The organism is Pseudomonas sp. Ga0074129 (assembly GCA_001465025.1).
In the GTDB taxonomy this organism is placed as follows: domain Bacteria; phylum Pseudomonadota; class Gammaproteobacteria; order Pseudomonadales; family Pseudomonadaceae; genus Aquipseudomonas.
In genome coordinates this window covers 1-25718 of sequence record LNDO01000058.1, presented here as the reverse complement: position 1 = coordinate 25718, position 25718 = coordinate 1, and the positions used below count along the sequence as shown (strand labels likewise).

Genomic DNA, 25718 nt, shown 5'->3' with positions numbered 1-25718 from the left:
GTTGTTGTACAAGAATTGTATTTGTATCGAATCTTGTATAACTTCGCTCGCCTGAGGATATTGCCATGAACCTAAACGACCTTTCCCAGCATGCCCACGCGGGTGACATTGACGCGCTTAACCTGATCTCCATTGAGGGCGGTATCTATCTGCTGGAGGCGCACATGGGCGGGCGCGCTCATCCGCTCAGTGATGGCAAAGGTAAAACCCTGCACCTGCGTTCGGTCGAACATGCTCGCGGTTTGCTGCAGGACTTGCCGCGTATGCCGTTTCATTTAGTGCATGCCGTGGTGCATGACGAGATGTGCGGCATGCAGGACGGCACCCAGGACACCGTGCGGGTGCCTATCTCTTTTAACTCGTCCTGGTAGCGCTGTGCCTGCACCCATTGCTCTGTTTTCCCGCGCGCTGGCCATCATTCATGTGCAGGTCACTGGCCTGCATCCCGAGAAAGACAGTCTTTGGGAGATAGCCGTGCTGCGTGTGGAGGGTGGTGCGGTGGTCAAGCGGCACTCTTGGCTGCTCAATCCGGGGCAAGCGCTGCCCATGAGTGTGTCGCGCCGCTGTGGCGTGTTGCCCGCCGAGTTGCAGCAGCAACCACGTTTTAATCACATCGCCAGTGAGCTGGCCAGCAGCCTTGAAGGGTGCGTGGTGGTTGGGCACAACCTGCGCGTGGCCCATGCTTTTTTGCGGCGTGCCTTCGCCTTAGCCGGTCAGACCGTGCGTTATCGTCAGCTGTGTACCCTGCAATTGGCCCGCGCCGCCTGGCCAGATCTGCCGGATCATGGGCTTGACGCTTTATGCGCAGCGCAATCGATTCAGCGGTTCTTCCGCGACCGCGCTCTGCCGGATGCCGAGGCAGTTTGGCAGCTGCTGCAGTGTCTGGTGGCCCAAGTGCCGGCTGAGGCGCTGGCGCTGCAGGTTAGTGATCAGTTGCGCAAGGCGGCGGTGCCGCGGTATCTCAGTGCCGAGCGCTTGCGTGCGCTGCCGGCGCGCCCCGGGGTTTATTACTTCTACGGGGACAACCGGGCGCTGCTCTATGTCGGCAAAAGCCGCAATGTGCGTCAGCGTGTGCAGTCGCACTTTCAGAATGATCATCAGAGCCGCCGCACCCTGCAGATTGCTCAGCAGATACGCGATATTCATGTACAGCCCACGGCCGGTGAGTTGGGCGCTTTGCTGTTGGAGGCGGCTGAGGTAAAGCGCCTGCTGCCCTTGTACAACCGCCAATTGCGACGCCAGCGCGACCTGTTGACCTGGGCGCTGCGCGAGGACCAAGACGGTGTGCGGCCCGAATTGCAGCGCTTGGCCGATACGGGGCCTGTGACGCAGAGCGTTGGCTTGTTTCGCTCTCAGCGTCAGGCACTCGGTTGGCTACGTGGTGAGGCGCGTAAACAACAACTGTGTCTGCGTCTTTTGGGGTTGGAAAATGGCGTGGGCGCTTGTTTTGCAACCCAATTGGGCGGCTGTTTGGGCGCATGCTGCGGGCAGGAGCCGTGCGCGGTACACGATGCGCGCCTGTTAGCCAGCTGCCAGCAACTGCGCATCGCCGCCTGGCCTTGGTCGGGGCCGGTAGCCTTGGTTGAGCGTGATAGCCAGCACGGCCTGACGCAGTGGCATGTGCTCGACCAGTGGCGTCATTTGGGCACTGTCGATGACTTCGCTTTGTTGTCTGCGCCCCTCAATAATTCGTCCCAGGCCTTCAGTCTGGATGCGTATCACATTGTGCTTAGCCATCTGCGGCGCTTTCCGCACACCGAGGTTGTGGTTTTATGAAAACTCGTCGGCTTGCCCTGATTTTGGGCGATCAACTGTCGTTTAACTTGCCCAGCCTGCAGGCGCTGGATCCACAGCACGATGCCGTGTTGTTGGCCGAAGTGCTGGCTGAGGCTGAGTACGTGCCGCATCACCCGCAAAAGATCGCCTTGATCTTCAGCGCCATGCGCCACTTTGCCGAGGCGTTGCGCGAGCGTGGCTGGCGTGTGCACTACGTCAAGCTGGATGACCCCGACAACCGCGGGTCGTTGGGCGCTGAGTTGCAGCACTGGGCCAACACCTTGCAGACCAGTGAAGTGCATATCACCGAGTGTGGCGAGTGGCGCGTGGAGGAGGCGTTGCAGCAGGTGGCTGTGCCGATTACCTGGCATGCCGACACGCGCTTTGTCTGCGCCCGTGATGAGTTTGTGCGCTGGGCCGATGGGCGCAAACAGTTACGCATGGAGTTCTTTTACCGCGAAATGCGCCGCAAAACGGGGCTGCTGTTAAACGCGGATGGCACGCCAGTGGGCGGTGCCTGGAACTTTGACGCGGAAAACCGCAAGGCGTTGCCCAAGCAGATCAAAGCCCCTATGACGGCGCGCTTTCCGGCGGATGCCATTACTCAGGAGGTGCTGGCGCTGGTCGGTGAGCGCTTCAGTCACCACTACGGCAGCCTTGAGGCGTTCGACTACCCCGTGACGCAGGTTGAAGCCGAGGGGCTGTGGCAACATTTTCTTGAATTTGCTTTGCCCGCGTTCGGTGATTACCAGGATGCGATGGCCATCGGTGAGCCGTTTTTGTTTCACGCGCGCATCAGTGCCGCGCTGAATATCGGCCTGCTGGATGTGCGCCAACTGTGTGCCGATGTGGAGGCTGCTTACTGGCGCGGTCAGGTGCCGCTGAATGCCGCTGAGGGCTTTATTCGTCAGCTGATCGGCTGGCGCGAATACGTGCGTGGCATCTACTGGATGCACATGCCCGAATACGCCACGCGCAACACCTTCGGCAACACCCGTCCGTTGCCCGCGTTCTACTGGACCGGCCAAACCCGCATGAAGTGCATGAGCCAAGCCATCGGCCAAACCCTGGAACACGCCTACGCCCATCACATCCAGCGGCTAATGGTTACCGGTAACTTTGCCTTGCTGGCAGGTATTGAGCCGACTCAGGTCTGCGACTGGTACTTGGCGGTCTATATGGATGCGTTTGATTGGGTCGAACTGCCCAATACCCTCGGTATGGTGATGCATGCTGACGGCGGTTACCTGGGCTCCAAGCCTTATTGCGCCAGTGGTCAGTACATCAAGCGCATGTCCAATTACTGCGGCAGTTGCGCCTACAAGGTTACGGAAAGCGTTGGTGAGCAGGCTTGCCCGTTCAATGCTCTGTATTGGCATTTTCTGATGCGCCATCGTCAGCAACTGTCCGGCAATCATCGCCTGGGCATGATTTACCGTGGTTTGGACAAAATGACCGAGGCTAAACAGCAAGGCCTATGGGCGCGGGGCGAGCAGTTACTGGCGCGTCTGGATGCTGGTGACATGCTGTGAAGAAAGCCGATTTGCCGGTGAAAACTTGCGCAGTGTGCAGCTTGCCCTTCACCTGGCGCAAAAAGTGGGCGCGTTGTTGGGATGAGGTGAAGTACTGCTCTGAACGTTGTCGTCGCCACCGGGCCGCTGCCGTCGCGCGTTAGAGCCGGCAAAGGCTTTGTGCTAGGCTGGCCGCCCTTTTTCAGCCCCTAGCGGAGCCGTGTTATGTCCGAAATCAATCTCTCTACTGACGAAGCTCGCGTCAGCTACGGCATTGGCCGTCAACTGGGTGGCCAACTGCGCGACAACCCGCCGCCGGGCGTGAGCCTGGACGCTATCCTGGCTGGTTTGACTGATGCCTTTGCCGGTCAGCCAAGCCGCGTGGGTGAGGCTGAGATGAATGCCAGCTTTAAAGTGATCCGCGACATCATGCAGGCCGAAGCCGCTGCCAAGGCTGAAGCTGCTGCGGGTGCTGGCCTGGCGTTCCTGGCAGAAAACGCTAAGCGTGATGGCATCACCGTGCTGGCGTCGGGGCTGCAATACGAAGTGCTAACCGCAGGTGACGGCGTTAAGCCGAGCCGCGAAGACAGTGTGCGCACTCACTACCACGGCACCCTGATCGACGGCAGCGTATTCGACAGCTCCTACGAGCGTGGCGAGCCTGCTGAGTTTCCGGTTGGTGGCGTGATTGCCGGCTGGACTGAAGCCCTGCAATTGATGAATGCCGGTAGCAAGTGGCGTCTGTACGTACCGAGCGAGCTGGCTTACGGCGCGCAAGGCGTTGGCAGCATCCCGCCGCATAGCGTGCTGGTGTTTGATGTGGAGCTGCTCGACGTTCTGTAAGCGCGTTGCGGTCTGCTGCGCGTCGGCCCTCCGGCGTTGGAAACAGGCTTGGCATGCTCATGTACAAACGTACACTCCGCTGCCTCGCCTGTTTCCGCCTTGCAGGGCTCTAGCTCGCGAGATCTTGAGTTTTAGACTCTTGCTATCGCAGGCAATGCCCGCGACGCGCGTCAAGGGCGCAATGCCCGGGCGTAGCAGTAGAGAAACAGGTTGCGCACCAGCTCTTTGAGCACCAGCGGTTCGCTGGAGTTCAGTTCGTGCAAATCCAGATCGCCCTGATCACGCAATTCGTCCAGCGCGTCTTCTTTGAGCACTGCACAAACCTCGCCCGTATTGCGGTTGAGGATGCGCAGATAGGGTTGCGGGCGGTCCAGCCAAGCATCAATCAAGTAAGTCATGACTCATCTCCCTTTCAAGTGGTTAGATGAGAATAATTCTTATTGGATTTATAGCAAGGATTAATCGCTGCCTTTCGTCGTGTCGGCTCCGCGAGTATTGGGTGGTGGTTGCGGTCTGCGTGCTTATAAAAAAGCCCGTCACATGGACGGGCTTTGCTGACGGTGCGGCGTATCAGTGTGTGCGGGCTACGGCGAAGCGGCTGAGTTCAATCAGTGCATCGCGGTATTCACTGGCCGGCAGAACGTCGAGGCAGGTGATGGCGCGTTCGGCGTAGTCGCGCGCCAGGCGTGCGGTGTAGTCCAGCGCGCCGGCGGCTTCCACGGCGTTGCGGATGCTTTCCAAGTCCTCGATGCCGCCTTTCTGGATCGCTTGGCGTACAAGCGCAGCTTGCTCCGGCGTGCCTTCGCGCATGGTGTAAATCAGTGGCAGGGTCGGCTTGCCTTCAGCCAGGTCGTCACCGACATTTTTGCCCAAGGTGGTGGCGTCGCCACGGTAATCGAGCAGGTCGTCAACCAACTGGAAGGCCACGCCAAGGTGGTCGCCAAATGTACGCAGGGCTTCCGTCTGCTCGGCGTTGGCATTGGCCAATGCGGCGGCGCTATGGGTCGAGGCCTCGAAGAGCATGGCGGTTTTGCCGCGGATGACTTCCATGTAGATCTCTTCGGTGGTGCTGGCGTCGCGAATCTTCGACAGTTGCAGCACTTCGCCTTCAGCGATCACGCGGGTGGCTTTGGAGAGAATCTTCATCACGGGCATTGAGCCCAGTTCGACCATCATTTCGAAGGAGCGCGAATAAAGGAAGTCGCCTACCAATACGCTGGGCGCATTGCCCCATTGGGCATTGGCGGTGCTGCGGCCGCGGCGCATGTCGGACATGTCGACCACGTCGTCATGCAGCAAGGTCGCGGTGTGCAGGAATTCGATGGTGGCGGCCAACAAACGAAGGTTCTCACCCTCAATGCCCAGCGCCTTACCGCTGAGCAGAACCAGCAATGGCCGCAGGCGTTTGCCGCCAGCAGAAATAATGTAGTCGCCGATCTTCTCTACGAGCGGGACGCGCGATACCAACTGGGCGCGGATGATGCCGTCAACGGCAGTAAAATCATCCGCCACCACGCGGTAAAAAGCCTGGGGTTGCATCGCTTGCACCTACTACTCATGGGATGCGCGGCATGCTAGGTGGCAGGGTAGGGGCTGTCAAGGTAAGCCCGGATGGGTCTTGCGTCGCCCTGGCGCCTTGCGTACAATTGCGCACCCTGAACTTCCCCCTGGGTATTTCCCTGCCTTACGCAATTGCAAGGGTGTCCTTCCGGCCCCAAGCAGCCATGCCAGCCGACACTTACACCTATAAAGCGCTGGGTGAGCAGGATTAACGGAGATTTACCATGTACGCAGTAATTGTTACTGGTGGCAAGCAATACAAAGTCACCGAAGGCGAATTCCTCAAGGTCGAAAAAATCGAGCTGGCCACTGGCGAAGCTGTGACTTTTGACCGTGTTCTGCTGATCGGCAATGGCGACGACGTTAAAATCGGCGCTCCGGTTGTTGAAGGTGCCAAGGTTGTTGCTGAAGTGATCGCTCAAGGTCGTCACGACAAGGTCACCATCATCAAGTTCCGTCGTCGTAAGCACCACATGAAGCGCCAGGGCCACCGTCAGTGGTACACCGAGATCAAAATCACCGGTATCCAGGCCTGATTCGTTTCGGTCTGATCCCTTTATAGGAGTATTGAACTCATGGCACACAAAAAAGCTGGCGGTAGTACCCGCAACGGTCGCGACTCAGAAGCCAAACGCCTTGGCGTGAAGATGTATGGCGGCCAGGCTATCAAAGCAGGCAACATCATCGTGCGTCAGCGCGGCACCCAATTCCACGCTGGTTACGGCGTTGGTATGGGTAAAGATCACACCCTCTTCGCGAAAATCGAAGGCGTGATCAAGTTTGAAGTAAAAGGCGCGTTCAACCGCCGTTACGTGAGCGTCGTTGCGGCTTAATTGCGCGACTGCTGGAAAAGCCCCGTCCTTGCGACGGGGCTTTTTTATTTCTGTATTCTTGGGGTTCTTGCCAAAATGTCCTGAGTGCTGGCGTTCGATTTGAATGCAGGTCAATTTTGCAAGAACCTAGTGTTTTTCGTTTCAGATAACCCGCCTTGTTGCGGGAGGCGTATCCATGAAATTCGTCGATGAAGTATCGATTTTTGTAAAAGCCGGCGACGGTGGCAACGGCATGATGGCTTTTCGTCGTGAAAAGTTCATCGAAAAAGGCGGCCCTAACGGTGGTGATGGTGGCGACGGTGGCTCGGTGTATATCGAGGCGGTCGAGAACTTCAATACCCTCGTGGATTATCGCTATACCCGTCGTTTCCAGGCGCAGAATGGTGAGAAGGGTGGCAGCACTGACTGTACCGGTGCCAAGGGTGAGGATCTGATCCTGCCGGTGCCGATTGGTACCACGGTGATTGATGCCGGTACTCAGGAGGTGATTGGTGACCTGGTTCGCGCTGGTCAGCGTTTGATGGTGGCGCAGGGCGGTTGGCATGGTCTGGGTAACACCCGCTTCAAGTCCAGTACCAACCGTGCGCCGCGCCAAACCACGCCGGGTAAGCCGGGTGAATCGCGCGATCTCAAGCTGGAATTGAAGGTGTTGGCCGATGTTGGTTTGCTGGGGTTGCCGAATGCCGGCAAGAGCACCTTCATTCGCTCCGTGTCGGCCGCCAAGCCGAAAGTGGCTGACTATCCCTTCACTACCCTGGTACCAAACCTGGGGGTGGTCAGTGTCGACCGCTACAAAAACTTCGTGGTTGCCGATATTCCAGGGCTGATCGAGGGTGCTTCCCACGGTGCTGGCTTGGGTATCCGCTTCCTCAAGCATTTGTCGCGTACCCGTCTGTTGCTGCATCTCGTCGATATGGCGCCGCTGGATCTGACCGATCCAGCTGAGTCGGCCGCCACCATTATTGATGAGCTGACCAAGTTCAGCCCGTCGCTGGCTGAGCGTGAGCGCTGGTTGGTGCTGAACAAGGCTGACCAGATGCTCGACGAGGAGCAGGAGGTGCGCATTGCTGAAATCGTTGCGCGGATCGAGTGGGAAGGTCCGGTGTATGTGATTTCTGCCCTGGCGCGCCAAGGCACCGAGAAGCTCTGTTATGACATCATGGATTTCCTTGAGGCGCGTGCTGAGCGCATTCAGGAAAACCCAGAGTACGCCGCCGAATTGGCTGAGCTCGATACGCGCATTGAAGACGAAGCGCGTGCTCAGTTGCAGGCGCTGGACGACAAGCGTGCGCTGCGTCGCTCCGGTGTGCGAGCGGTCGGTGAGGCTGAGGAAGATGACAGCTTCTGGGATGAAGAAGATGCCGATGACGGCCCGGAAATTATCTACGTCCGGGATTAAGCAACTATTCAAACGCCGCTTAATTGCGGCGTTTTTGTAATCACAGGTCGCTGCTGGGGTTGGAAGATCATGCGTGACAAGGTAACCGGCGCGCAGCGCTGGGTGGTGAAGATTGGCAGTGCGCTGTTGACGGCCGATGGTCGTGGTTTGGATCGTGCCGCGATGGCGGTGTGGGTCAAGCAGATGGTCGCACTGCGTGAGCAGGGTGTGGAGTTGGTGCTGGTGTCCTCCGGTGCGGTGGCAGCGGGCATGAGCAAGCTGGGTTGGAGCGCACGACCGAGCGCCATGCATGAACTGCAGGCGGCGGCAGCCATTGGTCAGATGGTGCTGATCCAGGCTTGGGAGTCGAGTTTTGCTGAGCATGGCCGCCGTACGGCGCAGATTCTGCTAACTCACGATGACTTGTCTGATCGCAAGCGCTACCTGAATGCGCGCAGCACGCTGCGTACGCTGGTTGATCTGGATGTGGTGCCGGTGATCAACGAAAACGACACCGTGGTCACCGACGAGATTCGTTTCGGCGACAACGACACCCTGGCCGCGCTGGTGGCCAATCTGGTGGAGGCCGATCTGCTGGTTATCCTCACCGACCGCGACGGCATGTATAACGCTGATCCGCGGCATAACCCTGATGCTGAGTTGATTTTTGAGGCGCGCGCTGATGATCCGGCGCTGGACGCTGTGGCCGGTGGCGTGGGTGGTGCGTTGGGGCGCGGCGGCATGCAAACCAAGCTGCGCGCGGCACGTTTGGCGGCGCGCTCCGGTGCGCATACCGTGATTGTCGGTGGCGCCATTGAGCAGGTGTTGGCGCGGCTCAAGTCCGGCGAGCGACTGGGGACGCTGCTGGCGCCTGAGCGCGGTATGTTGGCGGCGCGCAAGCAATGGCTGGCGGGTCATCTGCAGACGCGCGGCTCGTTGGTGTTGGATGACGGTGCGGTCAGCGCGTTAGCTACGGGCACCAAGAGCTTGCTGCCGGTTGGCGTGAAGTCTGTGCAGGGTAATTTCCGTCGTGGCGAGATGGTCGTGTGTGTCGCGCCGGATGGTCGGGAGATTGCTCGTGGCTTGGCCAACTACAGCGCCTTCGAGGCGCAAAAGATCATTGGTCAATCATCGGACGCTATCGAGGCGCTGCTGGGTTATGTTGATGAGCCCGAGTTAGTGCATCGGGATAATTTGATCCTTGTCTGAGGGCTGACGGATGCGCGTAGCAAGCGGTTTATTGAGTGTTTTGCTGTGGCTGCCAGGCTTGGCGGCGGCGGATGTGATCGGCGAGGTGTCGACGGTCTTCAAATTTATGGGGCCTAACGACAAAATCGTCGTTGAGGCATTCGATGATCCGAAAGTGGCGGGCGTGACCTGCTATCTCTCGCGTGCCAAGACGGGTGGCGTGAAAGGCGGTTTAGGTCTGGCTGAGGATCGTGCCGAGGCTTCGATTGCGTGCCGCCAGGTTGGTCCGATTAGCTTCCAAGGTGAGCTCAAGGATGGCGAGGAAGTGTTCCGTGAGCGCACCTCGCTGGTGTTTAAGACCATGCAGGTGGTGCGCTTCTTTGATCAGAAACGCAATACGCTGGTCTACTTGGTGTACAGCGATCGGGTTATTGAAGGCAGTCCGCAGAATGCAGTGACGGCCATTCCGATTCTGCCCTGGCCGCACAAGCGCTAACAAGAAAGCCCGAATTGATTCGGGCTTTCTTTTGCGAGGCGTTTTTAGAGGCAATAAAAAACCGACCCTGAGGTCGGTCTTTTAAGAACGTATGGCTAATCAGGCAGCAGCGGCTTCGCTGAGTGCTTTGATGTGGCCATTCAGGCGGCTCTTATGACGAGCTGCTTTGTTCTTGTGGATGATGCCTTTATCGGCCATACGGTCGATAACAGGAACAGCCAGGGTGTAAGCATTTTTGGCCAGATCGAGATCTTTGGCATCAATAGCCTTGACCACGTTCTTGATGTAGGTACGAACCATGGAGCGCTGGCTGGCGTTATGGCTACGACGCTTCTCAGCCTGTTTTGCGCGTTTTTTGGCAGAAGGTGTATTGGCCACCGTCAAGCTCCTCGAAAAAAACTGGGGGGTTACGAACGAATAAGGCCGCGAATCATGCCGACAAGCAGAGTCACTGTCAAGCCTGTTGCAGTGTTCATGTGCTGGCCTGGTCGTCGGTGGCTCGCTACACTCCTTGCCTTTGCGTGGTGCCGGGCTTGCCGGCTCGCGCCTGCTTGCCGAATCGAGCGTACCGATGAATTTGTTGAAATCACTGGCTGCGGTCAGCTCCATGACCATGCTGTCGCGGATATTGGGCTTCGTGCGCGACACCATTATTGCTCGCACCTTTGGTGCGGGTGTCGCCTCGGACGCCTTCGTGGTGGCCTTCAAGTTACCCAATCTGCTGCGCCGAATTTTTGCCGAAGGCGCGTTTTCCCAAGCTTTTGTGCCCATTCTGGCGGAGTACAAAACCCAGCAGGGCGAAGAGGCTACGCGAACCTTTTTGGCTTATGTCACGGGGCTGCTGACGCTGGTGCTGGCGCTGGTGACCTTCATCGGCATTTTGGCTGCGCCATGGATCGTCTGGGCGACAGCGCCCGGTTTTGCCGATGAGGCGGATCGTTTTGCGCTGACCACCGATCTGCTGCGCATCACCTTTCCTTATATTTTGTTGATCTCGCTGTCTTCGCTGGCAGGCGCGGTGCTCAATACCTGGAATCGCTTTTCGGTGCCGGCTTTTGTGCCGACCTTGCTGAATGTCAGCATGATTGTCTTTGCCCTATTTCTGACGCCTTATTTTGATCCGCCAATCATGGCGCTGGGCTGGGCGGTGCTGGTGGGTGGTTTGGCGCAGTTGTTGTTCCAACTGCCGCACTTGCACAAGATCGGCATGTTGGTGTTGCCGCGCCTGAACCTCAAAGACACCGGCGTGTGGCGGGTGGTCAAGCAGATGGGGCCGGCGATTTTTGGTGTCTCGGTCAGTCAGATTTCGCTGATCATCAACACCATCTTTGCCTCATTTCTGGTCGCAGGTTCGGTGTCGTGGATGTATTACGCCGACCGTCTGATGGAGTTGCCCGCAGGCGTGCTGGGCGTGGCTCTGGGTACGATCTTGCTGCCGGCGTTGTCAAAAACCTACGCGGGTGCCAGTCGCGAGGAATACTCCAAGCTGCTCGATTGGGGGCTGCGCTTGTGCCTGTTGTTGGCGCTGCCAAGTGCCGTTGCCCTGGCGATTATTTCCGAGCCGCTGATTGTCTCGCTGTTCCAGTACGGCAAGTTCACCGCCGCTGACACGCTGATGACGCAGCGCGCGCTGATTGCCTACTCCCTAGGGTTGGTCGGGATCATTCTGGTGAAGATTCTTGCGCCCGCCTTTTATGCCCAGCAAAACATCAAAACCCCTGTGCGTATTGGCCTGGTGACGCTGTTGGCAACCCAGGCGATGAATCTGCTGTTTGTTTTTGTCATTCCTCTGGCGCATGCAGGGCTGGCGCTGGCCATCGGCTTGGCCGCCTGTCTGAATGCGGGGCTGTTGTACTGGCAGCTACGCAAGCGCGATATGTTTCAGCCGCAGCCCGGTTGGGCGCTGTTTGCCGGCAAATTGCTGCTGGCACTCTCGGCAATGGCCGCGGTTTTGCTATTGGCCATGCAGCAACTGCCCGCGTGGGCGGATGGCAACATGCTGTGGCGATTGCTGCGACTGGGTGGCTTAGTTGGGGTTGGGGTGTTGGCGTACTTCGCGGTATTGGCTGCGCTGGGCTTTCGTGTGCGCCACTTCTCCCGGCGCAGCGTGCATTGATCCGGCGCCCAGGCGGGCAAGCGGCGTCTGTTGGCGCACATTAACGCTCGCTCGCCACAGCGGAACTGGCTCGCAGCGCAGTCGGCGGATCGGTAACAGATTGTATAAGCGGCTGATTTGCTGCCTGTTGTCTGTTGCTCGGTGTGCGTATAATCGGCCACTTTCTGAGCAAGAAGCGCGTTATGCAGCTGGTTCGAGGCCTACACAATCTGCGGCCCCAGCATCGGGGCTGTGTCGCCACCATCGGTAATTTTGACGGCGTCCATCGTGGTCATCAGGCCATCTTGGCGCGTTTGCGTGAGCGATCCGCCGAGCTCGGCGTGCCCAGCTGCGTGCTGATTTTTGAGCCGCAGCCGCGTGAATTTTTTGCCCCCGGCACAGCGCCCGCGCGCTTAACGCGCCTGCGCGACAAGCTCGCGCTGCTGGCGGGCGAAGGGGTTGATCGGGTGCTGTGCCTGGCATTTAACCCGCGCTTGCGTGAGTTGAGTGCTGCGGAGTTTGTCCAGCAGGTGCTGATCGACGGCTTGGCCGTGCAGCACTTGGAAGTGGGCGATGACTTTCGCTTTGGCTGTGACCGCGCAGGCGACTTCGCCTTTCTGGCCGAGGCCGGTGAGCGTGAAAACTTCAGCGTTGAGGCCGCCAGCACCGTTGAGCTGGATGGCATTCGCGTCAGCAGTACGCGGGTGCGCGAAGCCCTTGATGCGGGTGATTTTGCCCTGGCGCAGCACCTGCTCGGGCGTCCCTTTCAGATCGCCGGCCGGGTGCTGCATGGGCAAAAGCTTGGTCGTCAGCTGAATGCGCCGACCGCCAACGTGCAGCTCAAGCGCAAGCGGGTGCCGCTCAAGGGCGTGTACCTGGTGAGCACTGAGATCGACGGTGAAAACCGGCCGGGCGTTGCCAATATAGGCGTGCGGCCCAGTGTTGCGGGTGATGGCAGTGCCCACCTGGAAGTGCATTTGCTGGACTTTGCTGGCGATTTATACGGCCGGCGTTTGACGGTGGCTTTCCACCACAAGCTGCGCGATGAGCAGCGTTTCGCCTCACTTGAGGCACTGAAGACGGCTATTGCTGCCGATATTGCTGCCGCCCGTGCCCATTGGCGCGTTTAAGCACCGAGTGCCAACCGCTTACGAAGAGCCTGACATGACCGATTACAAAGCCACGCTTAATCTGCCTGATACCCAATTCCCGATGAAGGCCGGCCTGCCGCAGCGCGAGCCGCAGATTCTGCAGCGCTGGAATGAGATTGGCCTGTATCAGAAGCTGCGCGCGCAAGGCGAAGGCCGTCCCAAGTTCGTCCTGCACGATGGCCCGCCCTATGCCAACGGCAGCATTCACATCGGTCATGCGGTCAACAAGATTCTTAAAGACATCATCACCCGCTCGAAAACCCTATCCGGCTTTGACGCGCCCTACGTGCCAGGTTGGGACTGCCACGGCCTGCCGATTGAGCACAAGGTCGAAACCACTTTTGGCAAGAACCAGCCTTCCGACCTGACGCGCGAGCGTTGCCGCACCTACGCGGGCGAGCAAATCGAAGGGCAAAAGACTGACTTTGTGCGCTTGGGTGTGCTGGGTGACTGGGACAAACCGTACAAAACCATGGACTTCGCCAACGAAGCGGGCGAGATCCGCGCGCTGGCTGAAATGGTCAAGCAAGGGTTTGTGTTCAAGGGCTTGAAGCCGGTCAACTGGTGCTTCGATTGCGGCTCGGCGCTGGCTGAGGCGGAAGTCGAATATCAGGACAAAAAGTCCGACGCCATCGACGTCGCCTTTGTGGTTGAAGATGCCGACAAATTGGCCGCCGCATTCGGCTTGGCGAGCTTGCCCAAGCCAGCCTCCATCGTGATTTGGACCACCACGCCGTGGACCATTCCGGCCAACCAGGCGCTTAACGTCCATCCTGAATTTACTTACGCGCTGGTCGATACCGGCGAGCGTCTGCTGCTGCTGGCCGAAGAAATGGTCGCAGGCAGCTTGGCCCGTTACGGCTTGCATGGCGAAGTCATCGCCACCGCGCCAGGTGCGGCGCTGGAGCTGATCCGCTTCCGTCATCCGTTTTATGAGCGCTTCGCGCCGGTGTATCTGGCCGACTACGTCGAGCTGGGTGCCGGTACTGGTGTGGTGCACTCGGCCCCGGCCTACGGCGAGGACGACTTCCGTTCTTGCAAAGGCTACGGCATGAGCAACGATGACATCCTCAGCCCGGTGCAGAGCAACGGCGTGTATGTCAGCGACCTGCCGTTCTTCGGCGGCCAGTTTATCTGGAAGGCCAACCCTGCCATCGTCGCCAAGCTGGAAGAGGTCGGCGCGCTGCTCAAGCACGAAGCCATCCAGCACAGCTACATGCACTGCTGGCGGCACAAAACTCCGCTGATCTACCGCGCAACCGCGCAGTGGTTTGTCGGTATGGACAAACAGCCGAATGAAGGCGCCACCCTGCGCGAGCGCGCCCTGGCCGCCATCGAAGAAACCGCATTCGTCCCGGCCTGGGGTCAGGCGCGTCTGCACAGCATGATTGCCGGTCGTCCGGACTGGTGCATCTCGCGTCAACGCAATTGGGGCGTGCCTATCCCGTTCTTCCTGCACAAAGCCACAGGCGAAGTGCACCCGCGTACCGCCGAGTTGATGGAAGAGGTGGCCAAGCGCGTCGAGCAAGAGGGTATCGAAGCCTGGTTCAAGCTGGACGCAGCCGAATTGCTGGGCGATGAAGCCGCGGACTACGACAAAATCAGCGACACTCTGGACGTTTGGTTTGACTCCGGCACCACCCACTGGCATGTATTGCGCGGCTCGCACCCGCTCGGTCATGCCGAAGGCCCGCGCGCCGATCTGTACCTGGAAGGCTCCGACCAGCACCGTGGCTGGTTCCATTCCTCCTTGCTGACAGGCGCAGCAATCGACGGCCACGCACCGTACAAAGAGCTGCTGACCCACGGCTTTGTGGTCGACGAAAACGGCCGCAAAATGTCCAAGTCGCTGGGCAACGTGGTCGCCCCGCAGGAAGTGAATGACAGCCTCGGTGCCGACATTCTGCGCCTGTGGGTATCGTCCACCGACTATTCGGGCGAGATGGCGGTTTCTAAAGTCATCCTGCAGCGCAGCGCCGACTCCTACCGACGCATCCGCAACACCGCGCGCTTCCTGCTCTCCAACCTCAGCGGTTTCGACCCGGCGCAGCACCTGCTGCCGGCGCAAGACATGCTGGCACTGGATCGCTGGGCAGTAGACCGCGCCCTGCTGTTACAGCGTGAAATCGTCGAAGCCTACGACAGCTACCGTTTCTGGAACGTCTACCAGAAGGTTCACAACTTCTGCGTGCAAGAGCTGGGCGGCTTCTACCTCGACATCATCAAAGATCGCCAATACACCACCGCCGCAGACAGCGTGGCGCGTCGTTCCTGCCAAACCGCACTGTTCCACATTGCCGAAGCTTTGGTGCGCTGGATTGCCCCGGTTCTGTCGTTTACCGCCGACGAACTGTGGGAATACCTGCCGGGCGCGCGTAATGAATCGGTGATGCTCAATGGCTGGTACGACGGCCTCAGCGAACTGCCGGAAGGCTTTGAGTTGGATCGCGCCTTCTGGGAGCGCGTGATGGCGGTCAAGGTTTCAGTGAACAAGGAAATGGAAAACCTGCGCGCCGCCAAAGCTATCGGCGGCAACCTGCAGGCAGAAGTCACCCTGTATGCCGAAGACAGCCTAATCGCCGATCTGAGCAAGCTGGGCAACGAACTGCGCTTTGTACTGATCACCTCGACCGCCACCCTGGCTCCGCTGGCCAGTGCCCCGAGCGATGCGGTGGAAACCGAAGTGGCTGGCCTGAAGCTCAAGGTACTCAAGTCCGAACACGCCAAGTGCGGCCGTTGCTGGCATCACCGTGAAGATGTTGGCATCAACCCAGCGCACCCAGAAATTTGCGGCCGTTGCGTGGACAACATCGAAGGCGCAGGCGAGGTTCGTCACTATGCGTGATAGCCACCCGATGTCTGCTTTTGTAGGAGCCAGCTTGCTGGCGATCTGCGGCCTATCGCCAGCAAGCTGGCTCCTACAGGTCGAGGCGCAAGCATGAGCGAGCGTTTCGGCAAACTTCCCTGGCTCTGGCTAAGCCTGGTGATCTTTGTGGTCGATCAAGCCAGCAAGTTCTGGTTCGACAACAACCTCACCATGTACCAGCAGATCGTGATCATTCCCGATTACTTCAGCTGGACTCTGCTCTACAACACCGGCGCAGCCTTTAGCTTTCTGGCGGACGCCGCAGGCTGGCAGCGTTGGTTTTTTGCCGCCGTTGCCGTGGGCGTCAGCGTGGTGTTGGTGGTCTGGCTGAAACGCTTGAAACCAGAGGAAACCTGGCTGGCGTTGGCATTGGCGATGGTGCTGGGCGGCGCGCTGGGCAATCTGGTAGACCGCGTGGTGTTTGGCCATGTAGTGGACTTCATCCTGCTGCACTGGCACCAGCAGTGGTATTTCCCAGCCTTCAACGTGGCTGATATGGCGATTACCGGCGGAGCTATTCTGCTCGCGCTGGATATGTTCAAAAGTGACAAGTCGGGAGAGAAAACCCATGACTGATGTGCGTATCGGCCCGGACCGTCAAGTGACGCTGCATTTCGCCCTGAAGCTGGAAGGCGGCGAAGTGGTCGACAGTACCTTCGATAAGCAACCCGCCACGTTCAAAGTGGGCGACGGCAACCTGTTGCCCGGCTTTGAACAAGCTATTTACGGCCTCAAGGCCGGCGATAAGCGCAGCCTGTCGATTGGTCCGGAGCAAGGCTTTGGTCAGGGCAACCCGCAGAACATCCAGGTGATGCCGCGCAGCCAGTTTCAAGACATGGAACTCTCTGAAGGCCTGCTGGTAATTTTCAACGACGCCGCCAATGCCGAACTACCCGGCGTGGTCAAAGCCTTTGACGACAGTCAGGTCACCATCGACTTCAACCACCCGTTGGCCGGCAAGGCGCTGAGCTTCGATGTGGAAATTATTGAAGTCAAAGCGCTCTGATTTGTAGCCCGGATGAACTCCGGGAAACGTGAATTTCCCTCCCGGATTCCATCCGGGCTACGCAGCGCGGGAGCACTGTTCGATCCCGCGTTAAGCTTGTCCTTGAACGACCGCGTGTCGAGGCTCTTATGCACATCAAACTCGCCAATCCCCGTGGTTTCTGCGCCGGTGTCGACCGCGCGATTGAGATCGTCAACCGCGCGCTCGACGTTTTTGGCCCACCGATCTATGTGCGTCATGAAGTGGTGCACAACAAGTTTGTTGTCGAAGACCTGCGCGCACGCGGGGCGGTGTTCGTCGAAGAGTTGGATCAGATTCCTGACGACGTCATCGTCATTTTCAGCGCCCACGGCGTCTCGCAGGCCGTACGCAGCGAAGCCGAGCGCCGTGGCTTAAAGATATTCGACGCCACCTGCCCGCTGGTCACCAAGGTGCACATGGAAGTGGTGCGCTACAGCCGCGAAGGACGTGAATGCATCCTTATCGGCCACGAAGGGCATCCGGAAGTCGAAGGCACCATGGGCCAATACGACAGCAGTAATGGCGGCAGTATTTACCTGGTGGAAGACGAAGCCGACGTGGCCGCTCTTGAGGTGCGTAACCCCGAGGCATTGGCGTTCGTTACGCAAACCACTTTGTCGATGGACGACACCAGCAAAGTGATCGACGCCCTGCGCGCCAAGTTCCCCGTCATTGGCGGTCCGCGCAAAGACGACATCTGCTACGCCACGCAAAACCGCCAGGATGCTGTTAAACAACTCGCCGCCGACTGTGATGTGCTGCTCGTGGTCGGCAGCCCCAACAGCTCCAACTCCAACCGCCTGCGCGAGCTCGCCGAGCGCATGGGTACACCCGCGTATCTGATCGATGGTGCGGAGGATTTAAAGCAGGAGTGGTTCGCTAACGTCACCGCCATCGGCATCACCGCCGGCGCATCCGCGCCGGAAGTGTTAGTGCAGGGAGTGATTAAGCAGTTGGGCGAGTGGGGCGCACAAGGCACCGAAGAACTCGTTGGGCGTCCGGAGAACGTGACGTTTTCGATGCCGAAGGAGTTAAGGGTAATTGCAAGACAGTAACCTTCAACCCCTTTATATATTTATAGTGCAGGCCTTCTGAATATACCTGATATTCATGCAGGCATGAGGTGTATGGCACTTCTTGCTGTCAGTTTTTCAACTTGCACTGAAAATTCGTTCTGATACCTGCAATGGCCGATCAATCAAGGGTATGAGTGTGAGGGCGGACGGGAGTGCTTTGGATATCAAGCTTAGATAGAGCGTTCGGTTTAAAAAGGGAAGTAGTGTCGTCTGTAACTCGTGAATGTTGATTGGTGTTAGAAATAATCTACCGTGTTTGACGATTGGCTATCGTGGAACTAACCACCGTCCCGCCCTCCCATATTAGATATATGTGAGGGCGGGGCGCTTATATCCAGAACTTTAGCGAGTGTTTGTTATTTCCAGCATTCCTCCGTAGGCTTTGTTCCAGACCGGCCTTTTATGCCTAGGGCATTAAGCGTCAAATTTCCACATGCAGTGTCGCCGATTTTTTGTGTTGCTGTCAGTGTGTAGCCGCCATCATTAGCGACAGAGGATACTTGTGCCTCGTAGTAGCCGTTCTCGGATATTATTTTCTTAGCTGCGGTATCTGTTTTTTGTACCCCCAGCAAGGCTAGCTCGTCGTTATTTGTTATGTAGCGATTGTTCTGTGCTAAGAATCTTTCTTGACGAGCTGCAATGTCACTTAGTAGCCCTATAGCCTCAGTTCGCTTTGTCCTAGTCATATATTCGCTGTAGTTGGGTATCGCGATAGACGCGATGATCCCAATTATTGCGACAACCATCATTAGCTCAACTAGAGTAAAGCCTTTGTGCTTATTCTGCATTTTTGAGTCCGTCTATTTCTTCTGTCGTTAGTGGCGGTAGCTCATGGATGTAAACGTTTTTAATGATGTTATTTGGCGATCCGGTGTCGCCGGAAAAATTAATCAAAGCGCCTGGTTTTAACGAGAATATTACTGGTGAATTACCTGATAGTACGGAATTCGCCAGTGAGTATTTCTTGTCGTTTACTATGATTGTATTTTTTTCAACAGATACTTCTTGAATGTGACCCACCTCTTCGAATGTGGTCGCCAGCAGCACAGGGGAGGCAAGAAAGCCTGCTAGGATAAATAGATGCTTATGTACTTTCATGGTTAGTAATCCTCAACAATGCGCCAGCTTTGGCGCCCACTTGACTCCAGGCCAGGGTCAATTGTTTCACAGCTGCTCGATGTGCACACTTGAATTTGACCTTCTGGTGTAGTGGTCACGATCAGGCCGCCCATGCCATCATTTTGGTAGCCTGAAACTGGAACAATAGTCCCGTCAGATTTTTTATAGTTGGAACGGGAGTCAACATAGCCTTGGCGCGCAAGGTCAAAAACAGCAAAGTCGAGTCGACCCCCGGTTGCTGGGTTTATTCCATAGGTCCAGTTCGATACACCGTCCGCGCAGGGGTCGTCATTGGGTGTCAATGTTTGTGCGAGTAAGACCTGGCCAATAGCTACCATGTCGTCAACTACCATTTCTCCTTCGAGAGTGGTGTTGACTTTTAAGTCTAGAAGCCAACCGTATTTTCCTTTGCCTGTAGTGCTGTCATGCCACTCGAGCGGGTTCTGGCTAAGTATCCTTATATTGCGTTTGTTACTGCTCCCTGCTTCGTTAGTAAAGGGTGCACTATTAACTTCCTCAGTGAAAGTCTGCTCAGCAAGATAAGTATACTCGGCACCAACCTTGGATCTATTGATGCTTGGTGTGGTTAAGGCCGGTTGACCTTTTGTTTGTTTGTCCCATATACCGTAAAGAGTTTGGGCTCTGCTTGTATCGGCTCCCGCATCGCTGGACTGGAAATATTTCCCTGTGCCGAAAACGATAATGTAGCCCGTGCTTGAGGGATGTCGAACGATGGAGGGAGCCGCCGTAATTGCTTGGCTAGAGTTATCACTAGCTTGTGCAGAAAATAGTGGTTTTCCACCAAATGAAACCTTAAAGTTTTTGGCGTTTTCTGGTTTTTCTGCTGAGACAAGTTTGCCGCCAGAAACTGCAGATGTACGTCCTAGGCGCTCAGAGTCGAGGCTTACGTCAGCTGTTGTTTTGGTCAGTAAGTCAAAACGCCACATGTTTCCTTGAAGGTCCCCAGCATAAGCGTAATCCGCTACACCATCACTGTTATTGTCAGCCAGTTTTGGTGTTGAAAGCCCATTAGGAATACCTTCTTTACCTTTAACTTCAAGCTTCCGAATAAGACTGCCGTCCTTTACGTTGAAAATTAACAGTGCGGCTTTGTCATCCTGGCTGGAGTAGCCATTACCAGTTACTACCGCCCACTGGCCGTTGTGCAGGCGCGCAACAGTAGGTTTTGGCATGCTGTGGCCCATGTCCACTTCAGTAGTAAGATTAATCTCCCATAGCAGTTTGATTTTGCTTGGATCTGTAACATCCAACGCGAAAATGCCTTTCCCGCCAGCTCGGAATGTTCCGATTAGCACTGTGCGCCATTCACCATCAATTACCGTATCTGCCACTACGGGACTGCCATCAACGTAGAACTGGTGAGCACTTCCCTTATAACTATTACCTGATAATAGATTAAGTTTTCCAAAAATAGTTGATGGTATAAATGCAAACTCTTCTTTGCCGGTGGCTTCATCAAATGCATGGAGCATTCCGTCGTTTGCGCCAACGTATATAAGCCGTTTACGTCCTTGCGTTGTGCTTGTCGTGTCTACCTTATTTTTAAAGTCTTCATAAGGAATGCTGTCAAATTCTATAGGGTTAGCCAGATATGCAAGGTACTGTGCGTTGGCAACCACCGCCGGAGCGGAGTTAATAATGTCACCGAGGCGCGTTACTCGGCTTCTGAAATTTGCATTACTCTTGCCACGGATAAATTGCAGTCTGGCCTCGCCTAATGCGTCAACCGTATTGTTGCTATCAGGGTTACGATTCAGGAGTGCACGTTGTGTTGCATTTAGATTGCTCCACTGGAAATCAACCAGGTTTGTCGCGGAGTTACCAGCAATCATTATTTTCCTGCTATCAGGATCTTGAGCTTCAAGTTTTTCCTGTGCGCTCCATTCCTTGATTTTTTCGGTGATGCCGAATTTTTCTTCGAGTTTGTAGCGAATCAAGTCACCAGCCCAGTTCTTTGAACTATCGAAGCTGCTCTGGTAAGCATAACGCAGCAAGGTGTCGCCCGACGGACTCTCTTGCAGTTTTGCTGTAATTGCTGGTCGTGCGGCAGAGTTATTGCGATCACCGATGCGCGTAAGGATAGTTTGGAACGCGGACACCATATCTTCGGGAGAATCGGCGCTGAAAAACTCGCCACGAGAGTTAATTGCCGCATGCCAAAGGTCATACACGTTGTTTGCAGAATCAGTAGACGCCGCTGGCCATGCAATAGAGCCGTCTGCGAGTTTGCCATAATCCCCCTCGAAGGTTGACCCGTCCCAAGCGGGGCTTGTGAGGCTTGAGGTCAGTCCAAGGCCTAGGGTGAATGTGGTCATGTTCTGCCATGTGGACGGATTGTTGCGCGGATCCCAATACTCCTTTGTCGAATCAGTAGGATTCGCCGCGGAGATAAATGGCTTGATCTTGTTATCTATATCTGTGCGTGCATCCCGTCTCCAGTAATTGAAGGCAAGATCTGCAACTGTATTGTCTGCACCATCCTTATACGGAGCAATAGCTGTATAAGATTTACCATCAGGGAGAGAGGCGATATTTGTGTTGTCAGCATTACCCACCGAGGCGCTGTCACTGTTCCATATACCATCAGTCATTAGGATATGGTAGGTGGGGCGGCACGCATACTCTGGATTTTTTTGTTTACCCAGCGAGTATGCATAGGGGCCATTAATGTCTGTTTGGCTTAGAAAATTACCTGCGCGCTGCATGGCCCGGCGCAGTGGGGTTCCGCCAGTTACGCTTAGTTTCTCAAGCCAAGTGAAAAAGTTAGCTCGGTGTTGGCCTGAAAATTCACGCAGATAGTTAGTGTTGCAGTTGCCAGAACTGGAGCCGCTGCCCATCATGTTGCAATTGCTGTTGTTTAGTACCTGCCATGTAAGGCGGACGTTTTCCGGCAGTGAATAGAACGCCAGATTGGCTGCTGTTTGTGTTGCCAATGCACGAGTCCGATAAAATGAATACCAGATGGCAAAATTTTTCTCATCAGCAACCGTTGCAGGGATGTTTACTTTGCTATAGCAGTCAGTGTCCGTTTTTGTTTTGTTGCAATTTGCGTTGTTTGGTCGGTACTCGAAGTAATGCGCGCGCCCATCTGCTGCCGTATCCACATCTGCGCCACGCCCATACTCCACGGTGGCAGCATAGCCCGATGAAAGGTTAACGGCTGCTGCTTTAGTAAAACCGTTCTTCCATGCGGCGGTGAATGTAGGTGCATCGTATTCAGTTATCTTTAGCTCGCCAGAAACTAAGGTTATTTTTTTAGGTAGTTTGTACTCCGTTGTTGGCGAGTAGTACATTGGGTTGAAGTAATTAGATTTGAAGTAGTTTCTGTTTCGTTCGCTCACGGCCGCGTCGGGGGCGTAAGCGAATGCCATACTGCCCGAGTCATCGAGAGTTACTAAGATGTTAGGTGCAACACCTTGCGTGAGAAATAGAGGCTGTTGGCTTGGGACCATGGCAGCTGCGCTTGCTTGTTGTGCGCTGGTCATAACTGCAATACTGAGAGAGCTAGCTGTCAGTAATTTACTGCCTTTTACTAAAAGTGCGTTCATTATGCTCTCCATCAGTTGCTTGTATAGACGCGTGCTACAGTAGACTGTAACAACGCGGACCCTTGCGTACCAGTTGTGGCTCGGGCTCTGCTGTTTGTGGCATAAAAGAATGTTCCTTCCCCGCGCATTAAATTGCCGTACTCTGGGTTTAGAGCTTCATTGTTCTGCTCGCCAGTCGGGATGGGTACGCTGTTCCATGTGATGGTCCTGGTCGGATCTAGAGTCGTTGGGTTGTCAATGTCAGAGCCAATATAGGGCATCCAGGCCCGGGCACTCGATGGATCTATTTTGTCGAACTCTTTGGGGTTGGCATGTAGCACATTTATATCAAGGCCTAGTGCGGCTAGGTTGACTAGGCATGGATACTTTTTGTTTGTTAACTCACAGCCTTCACCGGGTTCTTGGGCTGTATATGTATTGTTAAATCTACGCTCTGCTTCGCGTAAACCAGAGTCGGCCAGGTTTAGTAGGCGCTTCTGTTCAATTGTGTTGGCAGTTATGCGGCTTTCAAGCGTAACTTCGCGCATGCTACCGACAGCTAGAATCGTAATTATCAAAAGCATTATTAGTGCAACTATAAGCGTCGCACCCTGTTGTTTAGTATTTGGAGGGTTGATCATGGCATCATATTCCGAAGGGTTTGTGCGCCTTGGCCGATAAGTAGTAACTGACCGTGCTCTTTAGCGTCGAGAGCAGTTTTGTTTCCACCGTAATAGGTTATCCAGTCTGCTTTGGCTTTGCTGTCGACGCCTTCTCCTACACCTTTTCGTAGATCAGCTTCGCCGCTACTAGCAAGTACAGAAAAGCGTACGCCTCTAACGACTTGATCAGCAGTTGGAGTTTCCGTGAAACTTTCAACGCTGCGTTTTCCCTTAGGGCCTACGCCGTAACTGATATTTATATCTTCAATACCCCCTACAAGCTCTTGGCCTCCGCATTGCAGCGAGCCTGCAGATTTTCCCGTGCCTGGAGTAAATGTTATTCGATAGGTTTTAGTGATATCGCTGGGGACTTTATCGAAAGACTTTCCGGGTGTCCCTGGTATTAAATTTCCCAGACAGTCACTGTCGCCCACGGTTGCTGCTTGGTAGCGGAGGCATATGCCGCGACCTCCTGTTGCGGGAGTGATTACTTGTCCCGCAATGAATGCGCTGCATCCTCCTGCAGGGTCCGCTTTAGGGAATGCGTTTTCCATTGGAGTATCTGCTAAACGCCTGTAGCCTGCTTTGACAAGTTGTTGCTCAAGAAGCAGTAGTGTGAAACGACTGTTTTCTTGATTGCTAGCTTGGCCTTGTTGGAAGAAATAATTGTAACGGCTGTCAATAAAAAGCTGTGAAACGCCGAGAAGGAGGAAGCAGCTAAGCGCCAGTGCGACTAAAAGCTCAATCATGGACAAGCCATTTTGGTGTGACAGTTTTTTATCCATTTTCCTGCTCACAGCTGTGCGCGTAGATTGAATGTGCATATCGATTTGTCCGCAGTTTGATCGTTTGCGTCGATGCAGGTGCCAGATTTGACTCTCCACGCCATGCTTATTTCAACCGCCGAGCCCGCGGCCGCGTTGCAAACACCGGGTGATGGGCTCCTACATATCTTAAAGTGGCTATTCAGCAGTTCACTGCCTCCAGGCAAATTCTCACCAGCTCGTTGGGCCCAACAACCAAGTTGATCCTTTGTAGTAAGTGCTGGCTTGGGGCAGGGCGGAAAATCACTGCCTTTTGCTTTGTAGAAATCTGATGTGTCCTTGTAGCGTTCGCGAGAGTCTAGGTATGCTTCCGGGTTGGCGCGCATGAGTTCAAGTAACTCGTTCGCCATATTGCCGGCGGTGCCGCGTTGGGCAGAGTCTTGAGTGAATTGAATGCTACGGCCTTGCATAGCAACCATGCCTAAAACGCCTGTTGTCACAATTATTAATGTCACTAAAACTTCAATCATGCTAAAGCCGGATATACCTCTGTGCCTATTCATGGAGCACACCCCCCTAAGGCTGTTGTATTATTCGCTTGTTTTCCGCGGGCATGTATTTTGCTACTTCCGCTTGCCTGTATAGTTATCAGGTATGCTGTTTCTACTTTGTTATTATTGCAAACAATTGCCCTGGCAGCACTTGCTGTGCCATTAGGGCTATAAGTGACAGTAAGTGGTGATGGATTGGTAGCAATTGAAATGTTTGTTGCGTCAAATGTCTCTTGTCGCAAATTTTTGTTTCTACTTAAGTCTCTTACAGTCCAAGTGCCGCCGTTGTTGCTTAGGTTGATTCGCGCTCTGCGTACAACGGCCTCGCTTCTTGCATACTGGAGTAAACTATTTATTTGCTGTGCTTGGCTCTCTATTTGGTCGTTTCGGATCAGACTTGCTAGATTGGGCACTGCAATTGCTATAGCAATTGCAAAAAGTGCCAGGACAACCATTAGCTCTATCAGGCTGAATCCGTGCGGGCGTGGTTGAAGCGTCATTGTGCTCTCCTAGGGGGCAGTGAGCGTATCCTCTAGAATGATTTTTGTCCTGTCATTGATTCGATGACAGCTGGCGCTATGGGGGCGATGATCGGTTGTCGCTGCTATTCCCCGTGCGCTGACGGCGTCGAGGCCTTGTGATTGAACAGGTTTCAGGCCTTCTCATCCTTGCATCGGTAGTCTTGAGAAAGATTATCGCTTTCAGTACTTGTTTTTAATCGCCCCTGACGGTTTATTACTAATTGCCATGTGATTTTACTATTTTGGCATTGATAAACCCTGCCGTTGCTTATCGGTGTTGTTCCATTTGGATAGAATCGTATGCTTTGTGTGAAGCCACTTCTTCTTATTGTGGTTGAGCCGTCTAGTTTTCTTATCTGCAGTGGTTTTTGATTTTTTAGCTCTTTAATAACCCATCCGCTTGACCAGTCACTATTGCAGGTTGACTGGTCGCCAATTCCGCATATTTCTATGATTTCCCTGTTTAGTATGGCGATGGTTCTTGCATATTCAATTGAACTTCTGGTTTCGCTGAGAAGCGCTTTGCTTTGGCTGGTTTTGAATAAGTTAATAAGTGGAGGTGTGGCTATAGATATGGCTATAGATATAAGTGATGTCGCGATGATTAATTCAGTCAGTGTCGTTCCGCTCATTTTCTGCTTTGGCATCTTATTGATGGCGGCGGCAAAAACTGAGTGCAACACCTGACCTTTCCGGTACGGTGCTGCCCCTATGTCTTATTCCGAACTCAGCGTTGAAGAACGCGCCACCATT

General features: G+C 55.3%; 27 protein-coding genes. 16 read left to right on the top strand and 11 right to left on the bottom strand.

All coding sequences use genetic code 11. The features are described from left to right. Nucleotides 1-65: 65 nt before the first annotated feature. The 5 genes from AUK77_RS06170 to AUK77_RS06150 all read left to right on the top strand — a co-directional run bounded on the left by AUK77_RS06170 (nt 66) and on the right by AUK77_RS06150 (nt 4130). A complete protein-coding gene (locus AUK77_RS06170; protein WP_296127253.1) occupies nt 66-371 on the top strand; it encodes a DUF6482 family protein in 306 nt (101 codons plus the stop codon). Nucleotides 372-375: 4 nt separating this feature from the next. Then, a complete protein-coding gene (locus AUK77_RS06165) occupies nt 376-1776 on the top strand; it encodes a 3'-5' exonuclease family protein (RefSeq protein ID WP_296127252.1) in 1401 nt (466 codons plus the stop codon). Next, on the top strand, nt 1773-3308 hold the full coding sequence (locus AUK77_RS06160) for a cryptochrome/photolyase family protein (protein WP_296127249.1): 1536 nt from the start codon (nt 1773-1775) through the stop codon (nt 3306-3308). The genes AUK77_RS06165 and AUK77_RS06160 overlap by 4 nt, the downstream gene beginning before the upstream one ends. Continuing rightward, nucleotides 3305-3451: a DUF2256 domain-containing protein gene (locus AUK77_RS06155; protein ID WP_296127247.1), complete on the top strand. Its 147-nt coding sequence runs from the start codon at nt 3305-3307 to the stop codon at nt 3449-3451. Before AUK77_RS06160 ends, AUK77_RS06155 begins: the two co-directional genes overlap by 4 nt. 61 nt (nt 3452-3512) lie before the next feature. Then, on the top strand, nt 3513-4130 hold the full coding sequence (locus AUK77_RS06150; protein WP_296127245.1) for an FKBP-type peptidyl-prolyl cis-trans isomerase: 618 nt from the start codon (nt 3513-3515) through the stop codon (nt 4128-4130). 170 nt (nt 4131-4300) lie between these two features. Here AUK77_RS06150 and AUK77_RS06145 read toward each other — a convergent pair whose 3' ends face one another. Continuing rightward, nucleotides 4301-4528, bottom strand: coding sequence for a hypothetical protein (locus AUK77_RS06145; RefSeq protein WP_296127244.1), 228 nt, complete (start codon nt 4526-4528; stop codon nt 4301-4303). Between the two features lie 172 nt (nt 4529-4700). Further along, nucleotides 4701-5669, bottom strand: a complete 969-nt coding sequence (locus AUK77_RS06140; protein ID WP_296127241.1) for a polyprenyl synthetase family protein — start codon at nt 5667-5669, stop codon at nt 4701-4703. Between the two features lie 245 nt (nt 5670-5914). On the opposite strand from AUK77_RS06140, the gene rplU reads away from it, so the two are divergent. From rplU to AUK77_RS06115, 5 genes are all read left to right on the top strand, one after another. After that, on the top strand, nt 5915-6226 hold the full coding sequence (gene rplU, locus AUK77_RS06135) for a 50S ribosomal protein L21 (RefSeq protein WP_296127239.1): 312 nt from the start codon (nt 5915-5917) through the stop codon (nt 6224-6226). 39 nt (nt 6227-6265) lie between these two features. Beyond that, nucleotides 6266-6523 (top strand): 50S ribosomal protein L27, encoded by a 258-nt coding sequence (gene rpmA, locus AUK77_RS06130; protein ID WP_085584170.1) that lies wholly within the window; start codon nt 6266-6268, stop codon nt 6521-6523. A gap of 175 nt (nt 6524-6698) precedes the next feature. Continuing rightward, nucleotides 6699-7922 carry an Obg family GTPase CgtA gene (cgtA, locus tag AUK77_RS06125; protein WP_296127237.1) on the top strand — a complete coding sequence of 408 codons (1224 nt, stop codon included), beginning with the start codon at nt 6699-6701 and terminating at the stop codon, nt 7920-7922. A 69-nt stretch (nt 7923-7991) separates the two neighbouring features. Then, nucleotides 7992-9110: a glutamate 5-kinase gene (gene proB, locus AUK77_RS06120; RefSeq protein ID WP_296127235.1), complete on the top strand. Its 1119-nt coding sequence runs from the start codon at nt 7992-7994 to the stop codon at nt 9108-9110. Between the two features lie 10 nt (nt 9111-9120). Then, complete coding sequence (locus AUK77_RS06115; RefSeq protein WP_296127233.1) at nt 9121-9585, top strand: CreA family protein; 465 nt, start codon at nt 9121-9123, stop codon at nt 9583-9585. Between the two features lie 99 nt (nt 9586-9684). Here AUK77_RS06115 and rpsT read toward each other — a convergent pair whose 3' ends face one another. Beyond that, entirely contained in the window at nt 9685-9963 is a 279-nt protein-coding gene (gene rpsT, locus AUK77_RS06110) for a 30S ribosomal protein S20 (protein WP_296127231.1), read from the bottom strand. 193 nt (nt 9964-10156) lie between these two features. Between rpsT and murJ the strand changes: the two genes are divergently transcribed. From murJ to ispH, 6 genes are all read left to right on the top strand, one after another. Continuing rightward, complete coding sequence (gene murJ, locus AUK77_RS06105) at nt 10157-11701, top strand: murein biosynthesis integral membrane protein MurJ (RefSeq protein WP_296127229.1); 1545 nt, start codon at nt 10157-10159, stop codon at nt 11699-11701. 182 nt (nt 11702-11883) lie between these two features. Further along, nucleotides 11884-12810: a bifunctional riboflavin kinase/FAD synthetase gene (gene ribF, locus AUK77_RS06100; RefSeq protein ID WP_296127227.1), complete on the top strand. Its 927-nt coding sequence runs from the start codon at nt 11884-11886 to the stop codon at nt 12808-12810. A gap of 34 nt (nt 12811-12844) precedes the next feature. Then, on the top strand, nt 12845-15676 hold the full coding sequence (gene ileS / locus AUK77_RS06095) for an isoleucine--tRNA ligase (protein ID WP_296127225.1): 2832 nt from the start codon (nt 12845-12847) through the stop codon (nt 15674-15676). A 93-nt stretch (nt 15677-15769) separates the two neighbouring features. Beyond that, a complete protein-coding gene (gene lspA / locus AUK77_RS06090; protein WP_296127222.1) occupies nt 15770-16273 on the top strand; it encodes a signal peptidase II in 504 nt (167 codons plus the stop codon). Further along, nucleotides 16266-16703: a peptidylprolyl isomerase gene (locus tag AUK77_RS06085; protein WP_296127221.1), complete on the top strand. Its 438-nt coding sequence runs from the start codon at nt 16266-16268 to the stop codon at nt 16701-16703. The genes lspA and AUK77_RS06085 overlap by 8 nt, the downstream gene beginning before the upstream one ends. Nucleotides 16704-16831: 128 nt before the next feature. Then, nucleotides 16832-17779, top strand: a complete 948-nt coding sequence (ispH, locus tag AUK77_RS06080) for a 4-hydroxy-3-methylbut-2-enyl diphosphate reductase (RefSeq protein ID WP_296127220.1) — start codon at nt 16832-16834, stop codon at nt 17777-17779. Nucleotides 17780-18156: 377 nt separating this feature from the next. Here ispH and AUK77_RS06075 read toward each other — a convergent pair whose 3' ends face one another. The 8 genes from AUK77_RS06075 to AUK77_RS06040 all read right to left on the bottom strand — a co-directional run bounded on the left by AUK77_RS06075 (nt 18157) and on the right by AUK77_RS06040 (nt 25648). Further along, the gene (locus AUK77_RS06075) at nt 18157-18588 is read right to left on the bottom strand and encodes a type IV pilin protein (RefSeq protein WP_296127218.1); all 432 of its coding nucleotides are present in this window, start codon (nt 18586-18588) and stop codon (nt 18157-18159) included. Beyond that, nucleotides 18578-18898, bottom strand: coding sequence for a PilY2 family type 4a fimbrial biogenesis protein (locus AUK77_RS06070; RefSeq protein ID WP_296127215.1), 321 nt, complete (start codon nt 18896-18898; stop codon nt 18578-18580). The genes AUK77_RS06075 and AUK77_RS06070 overlap by 11 nt, the downstream gene beginning before the upstream one ends. A 2-nt stretch (nt 18899-18900) precedes the next feature. Next, a complete protein-coding gene (locus AUK77_RS06065; RefSeq protein WP_296127214.1) occupies nt 18901-22488 on the bottom strand; it encodes a PilC/PilY family type IV pilus protein in 3588 nt (1195 codons plus the stop codon). An 11-nt stretch (nt 22489-22499) separates the two neighbouring features. Then, nucleotides 22500-23108, bottom strand: a complete 609-nt coding sequence (locus AUK77_RS06060; protein ID WP_296127212.1) for a PilX N-terminal domain-containing pilus assembly protein — start codon at nt 23106-23108, stop codon at nt 22500-22502. Next, nucleotides 23105-23914 (bottom strand): prepilin-type N-terminal cleavage/methylation domain-containing protein, encoded by an 810-nt coding sequence (locus AUK77_RS06055; RefSeq protein ID WP_296127210.1) that lies wholly within the window; start codon nt 23912-23914, stop codon nt 23105-23107. The genes AUK77_RS06060 and AUK77_RS06055 overlap by 4 nt, the downstream gene beginning before the upstream one ends. An 8-nt stretch (nt 23915-23922) precedes the next feature. Further along, the gene (gene pilV, locus AUK77_RS06050; RefSeq protein WP_296127208.1) at nt 23923-24423 is read right to left on the bottom strand and encodes a type IV pilus modification protein PilV; all 501 of its coding nucleotides are present in this window, start codon (nt 24421-24423) and stop codon (nt 23923-23925) included. A gap of 29 nt (nt 24424-24452) precedes the next feature. Then, a complete protein-coding gene (locus AUK77_RS06045; protein ID WP_296127206.1) occupies nt 24453-24944 on the bottom strand; it encodes a GspH/FimT family pseudopilin in 492 nt (163 codons plus the stop codon). 152 nt (nt 24945-25096) lie between these two features. Further along, nucleotides 25097-25648: a GspH/FimT family pseudopilin gene (locus AUK77_RS06040; protein ID WP_296127204.1), complete on the bottom strand. Its 552-nt coding sequence runs from the start codon at nt 25646-25648 to the stop codon at nt 25097-25099. Nucleotides 25649-25718 lie beyond the last annotated feature (70 nt).

Coding starts and splice junctions, on each gene's coding strand:
- AUK77_RS06070 (WP_296127215.1), bottom strand. CDS start 18,898: ATGAAAGTACATAAGCATCTATTTATCCTAGCAGGCTTTCTTGCCTCC.
- AUK77_RS06055 (WP_296127210.1), bottom strand. CDS start 23,914: ATGGATAAAAAACTGTCACACCAAAATGGCTTGTCCATGATTGAGCTT.
- AUK77_RS06045 (WP_296127206.1), bottom strand. CDS start 24,944: ATGACGCTTCAACCACGCCCGCACGGATTCAGCCTGATAGAGCTAATG.
- AUK77_RS06060 (WP_296127212.1), bottom strand. CDS start 23,108: ATGATCAACCCTCCAAATACTAAACAACAGGGTGCGACGCTTATAGTT.
- pilV (WP_296127208.1), bottom strand. CDS start 24,423: ATGATTGAAGTTTTAGTGACATTAATAATTGTGACAACAGGCGTTTTA.
- AUK77_RS06085 (WP_296127221.1), top strand. CDS start 16,266: ATGACTGATGTGCGTATCGGCCCGGACCGTCAAGTGACGCTGCATTTC.
- rplU (WP_296127239.1), top strand. CDS start 5,915: ATGTACGCAGTAATTGTTACTGGTGGCAAGCAATACAAAGTCACCGAA.
- AUK77_RS06160 (WP_296127249.1), top strand. CDS start 1,773: ATGAAAACTCGTCGGCTTGCCCTGATTTTGGGCGATCAACTGTCGTTT.
- ileS (WP_296127225.1), top strand. CDS start 12,845: ATGACCGATTACAAAGCCACGCTTAATCTGCCTGATACCCAATTCCCG.
- AUK77_RS06140 (WP_296127241.1), bottom strand. CDS start 5,669: ATGCAACCCCAGGCTTTTTACCGCGTGGTGGCGGATGATTTTACTGCC.
- ispH (WP_296127220.1), top strand. CDS start 16,832: ATGCACATCAAACTCGCCAATCCCCGTGGTTTCTGCGCCGGTGTCGAC.
- AUK77_RS06115 (WP_296127233.1), top strand. CDS start 9,121: ATGCGCGTAGCAAGCGGTTTATTGAGTGTTTTGCTGTGGCTGCCAGGC.
- AUK77_RS06145 (WP_296127244.1), bottom strand. CDS start 4,528: ATGACTTACTTGATTGATGCTTGGCTGGACCGCCCGCAACCCTATCTG.
- AUK77_RS06170 (WP_296127253.1), top strand. CDS start 66: ATGAACCTAAACGACCTTTCCCAGCATGCCCACGCGGGTGACATTGAC.
- cgtA (WP_296127237.1), top strand. CDS start 6,699: ATGAAATTCGTCGATGAAGTATCGATTTTTGTAAAAGCCGGCGACGGT.
- ribF (WP_296127227.1), top strand. CDS start 11,884: ATGCAGCTGGTTCGAGGCCTACACAATCTGCGGCCCCAGCATCGGGGC.
- murJ (WP_296127229.1), top strand. CDS start 10,157: ATGAATTTGTTGAAATCACTGGCTGCGGTCAGCTCCATGACCATGCTG.
- AUK77_RS06150 (WP_296127245.1), top strand. CDS start 3,513: ATGTCCGAAATCAATCTCTCTACTGACGAAGCTCGCGTCAGCTACGGC.
- lspA (WP_296127222.1), top strand. CDS start 15,770: ATGAGCGAGCGTTTCGGCAAACTTCCCTGGCTCTGGCTAAGCCTGGTG.
- proB (WP_296127235.1), top strand. CDS start 7,992: ATGCGTGACAAGGTAACCGGCGCGCAGCGCTGGGTGGTGAAGATTGGC.
- AUK77_RS06075 (WP_296127218.1), bottom strand. CDS start 18,588: ATGCAGAATAAGCACAAAGGCTTTACTCTAGTTGAGCTAATGATGGTT.
- AUK77_RS06065 (WP_296127214.1), bottom strand. CDS start 22,488: ATGAACGCACTTTTAGTAAAAGGCAGTAAATTACTGACAGCTAGCTCT.
- rpmA (WP_085584170.1), top strand. CDS start 6,266: ATGGCACACAAAAAAGCTGGCGGTAGTACCCGCAACGGTCGCGACTCA.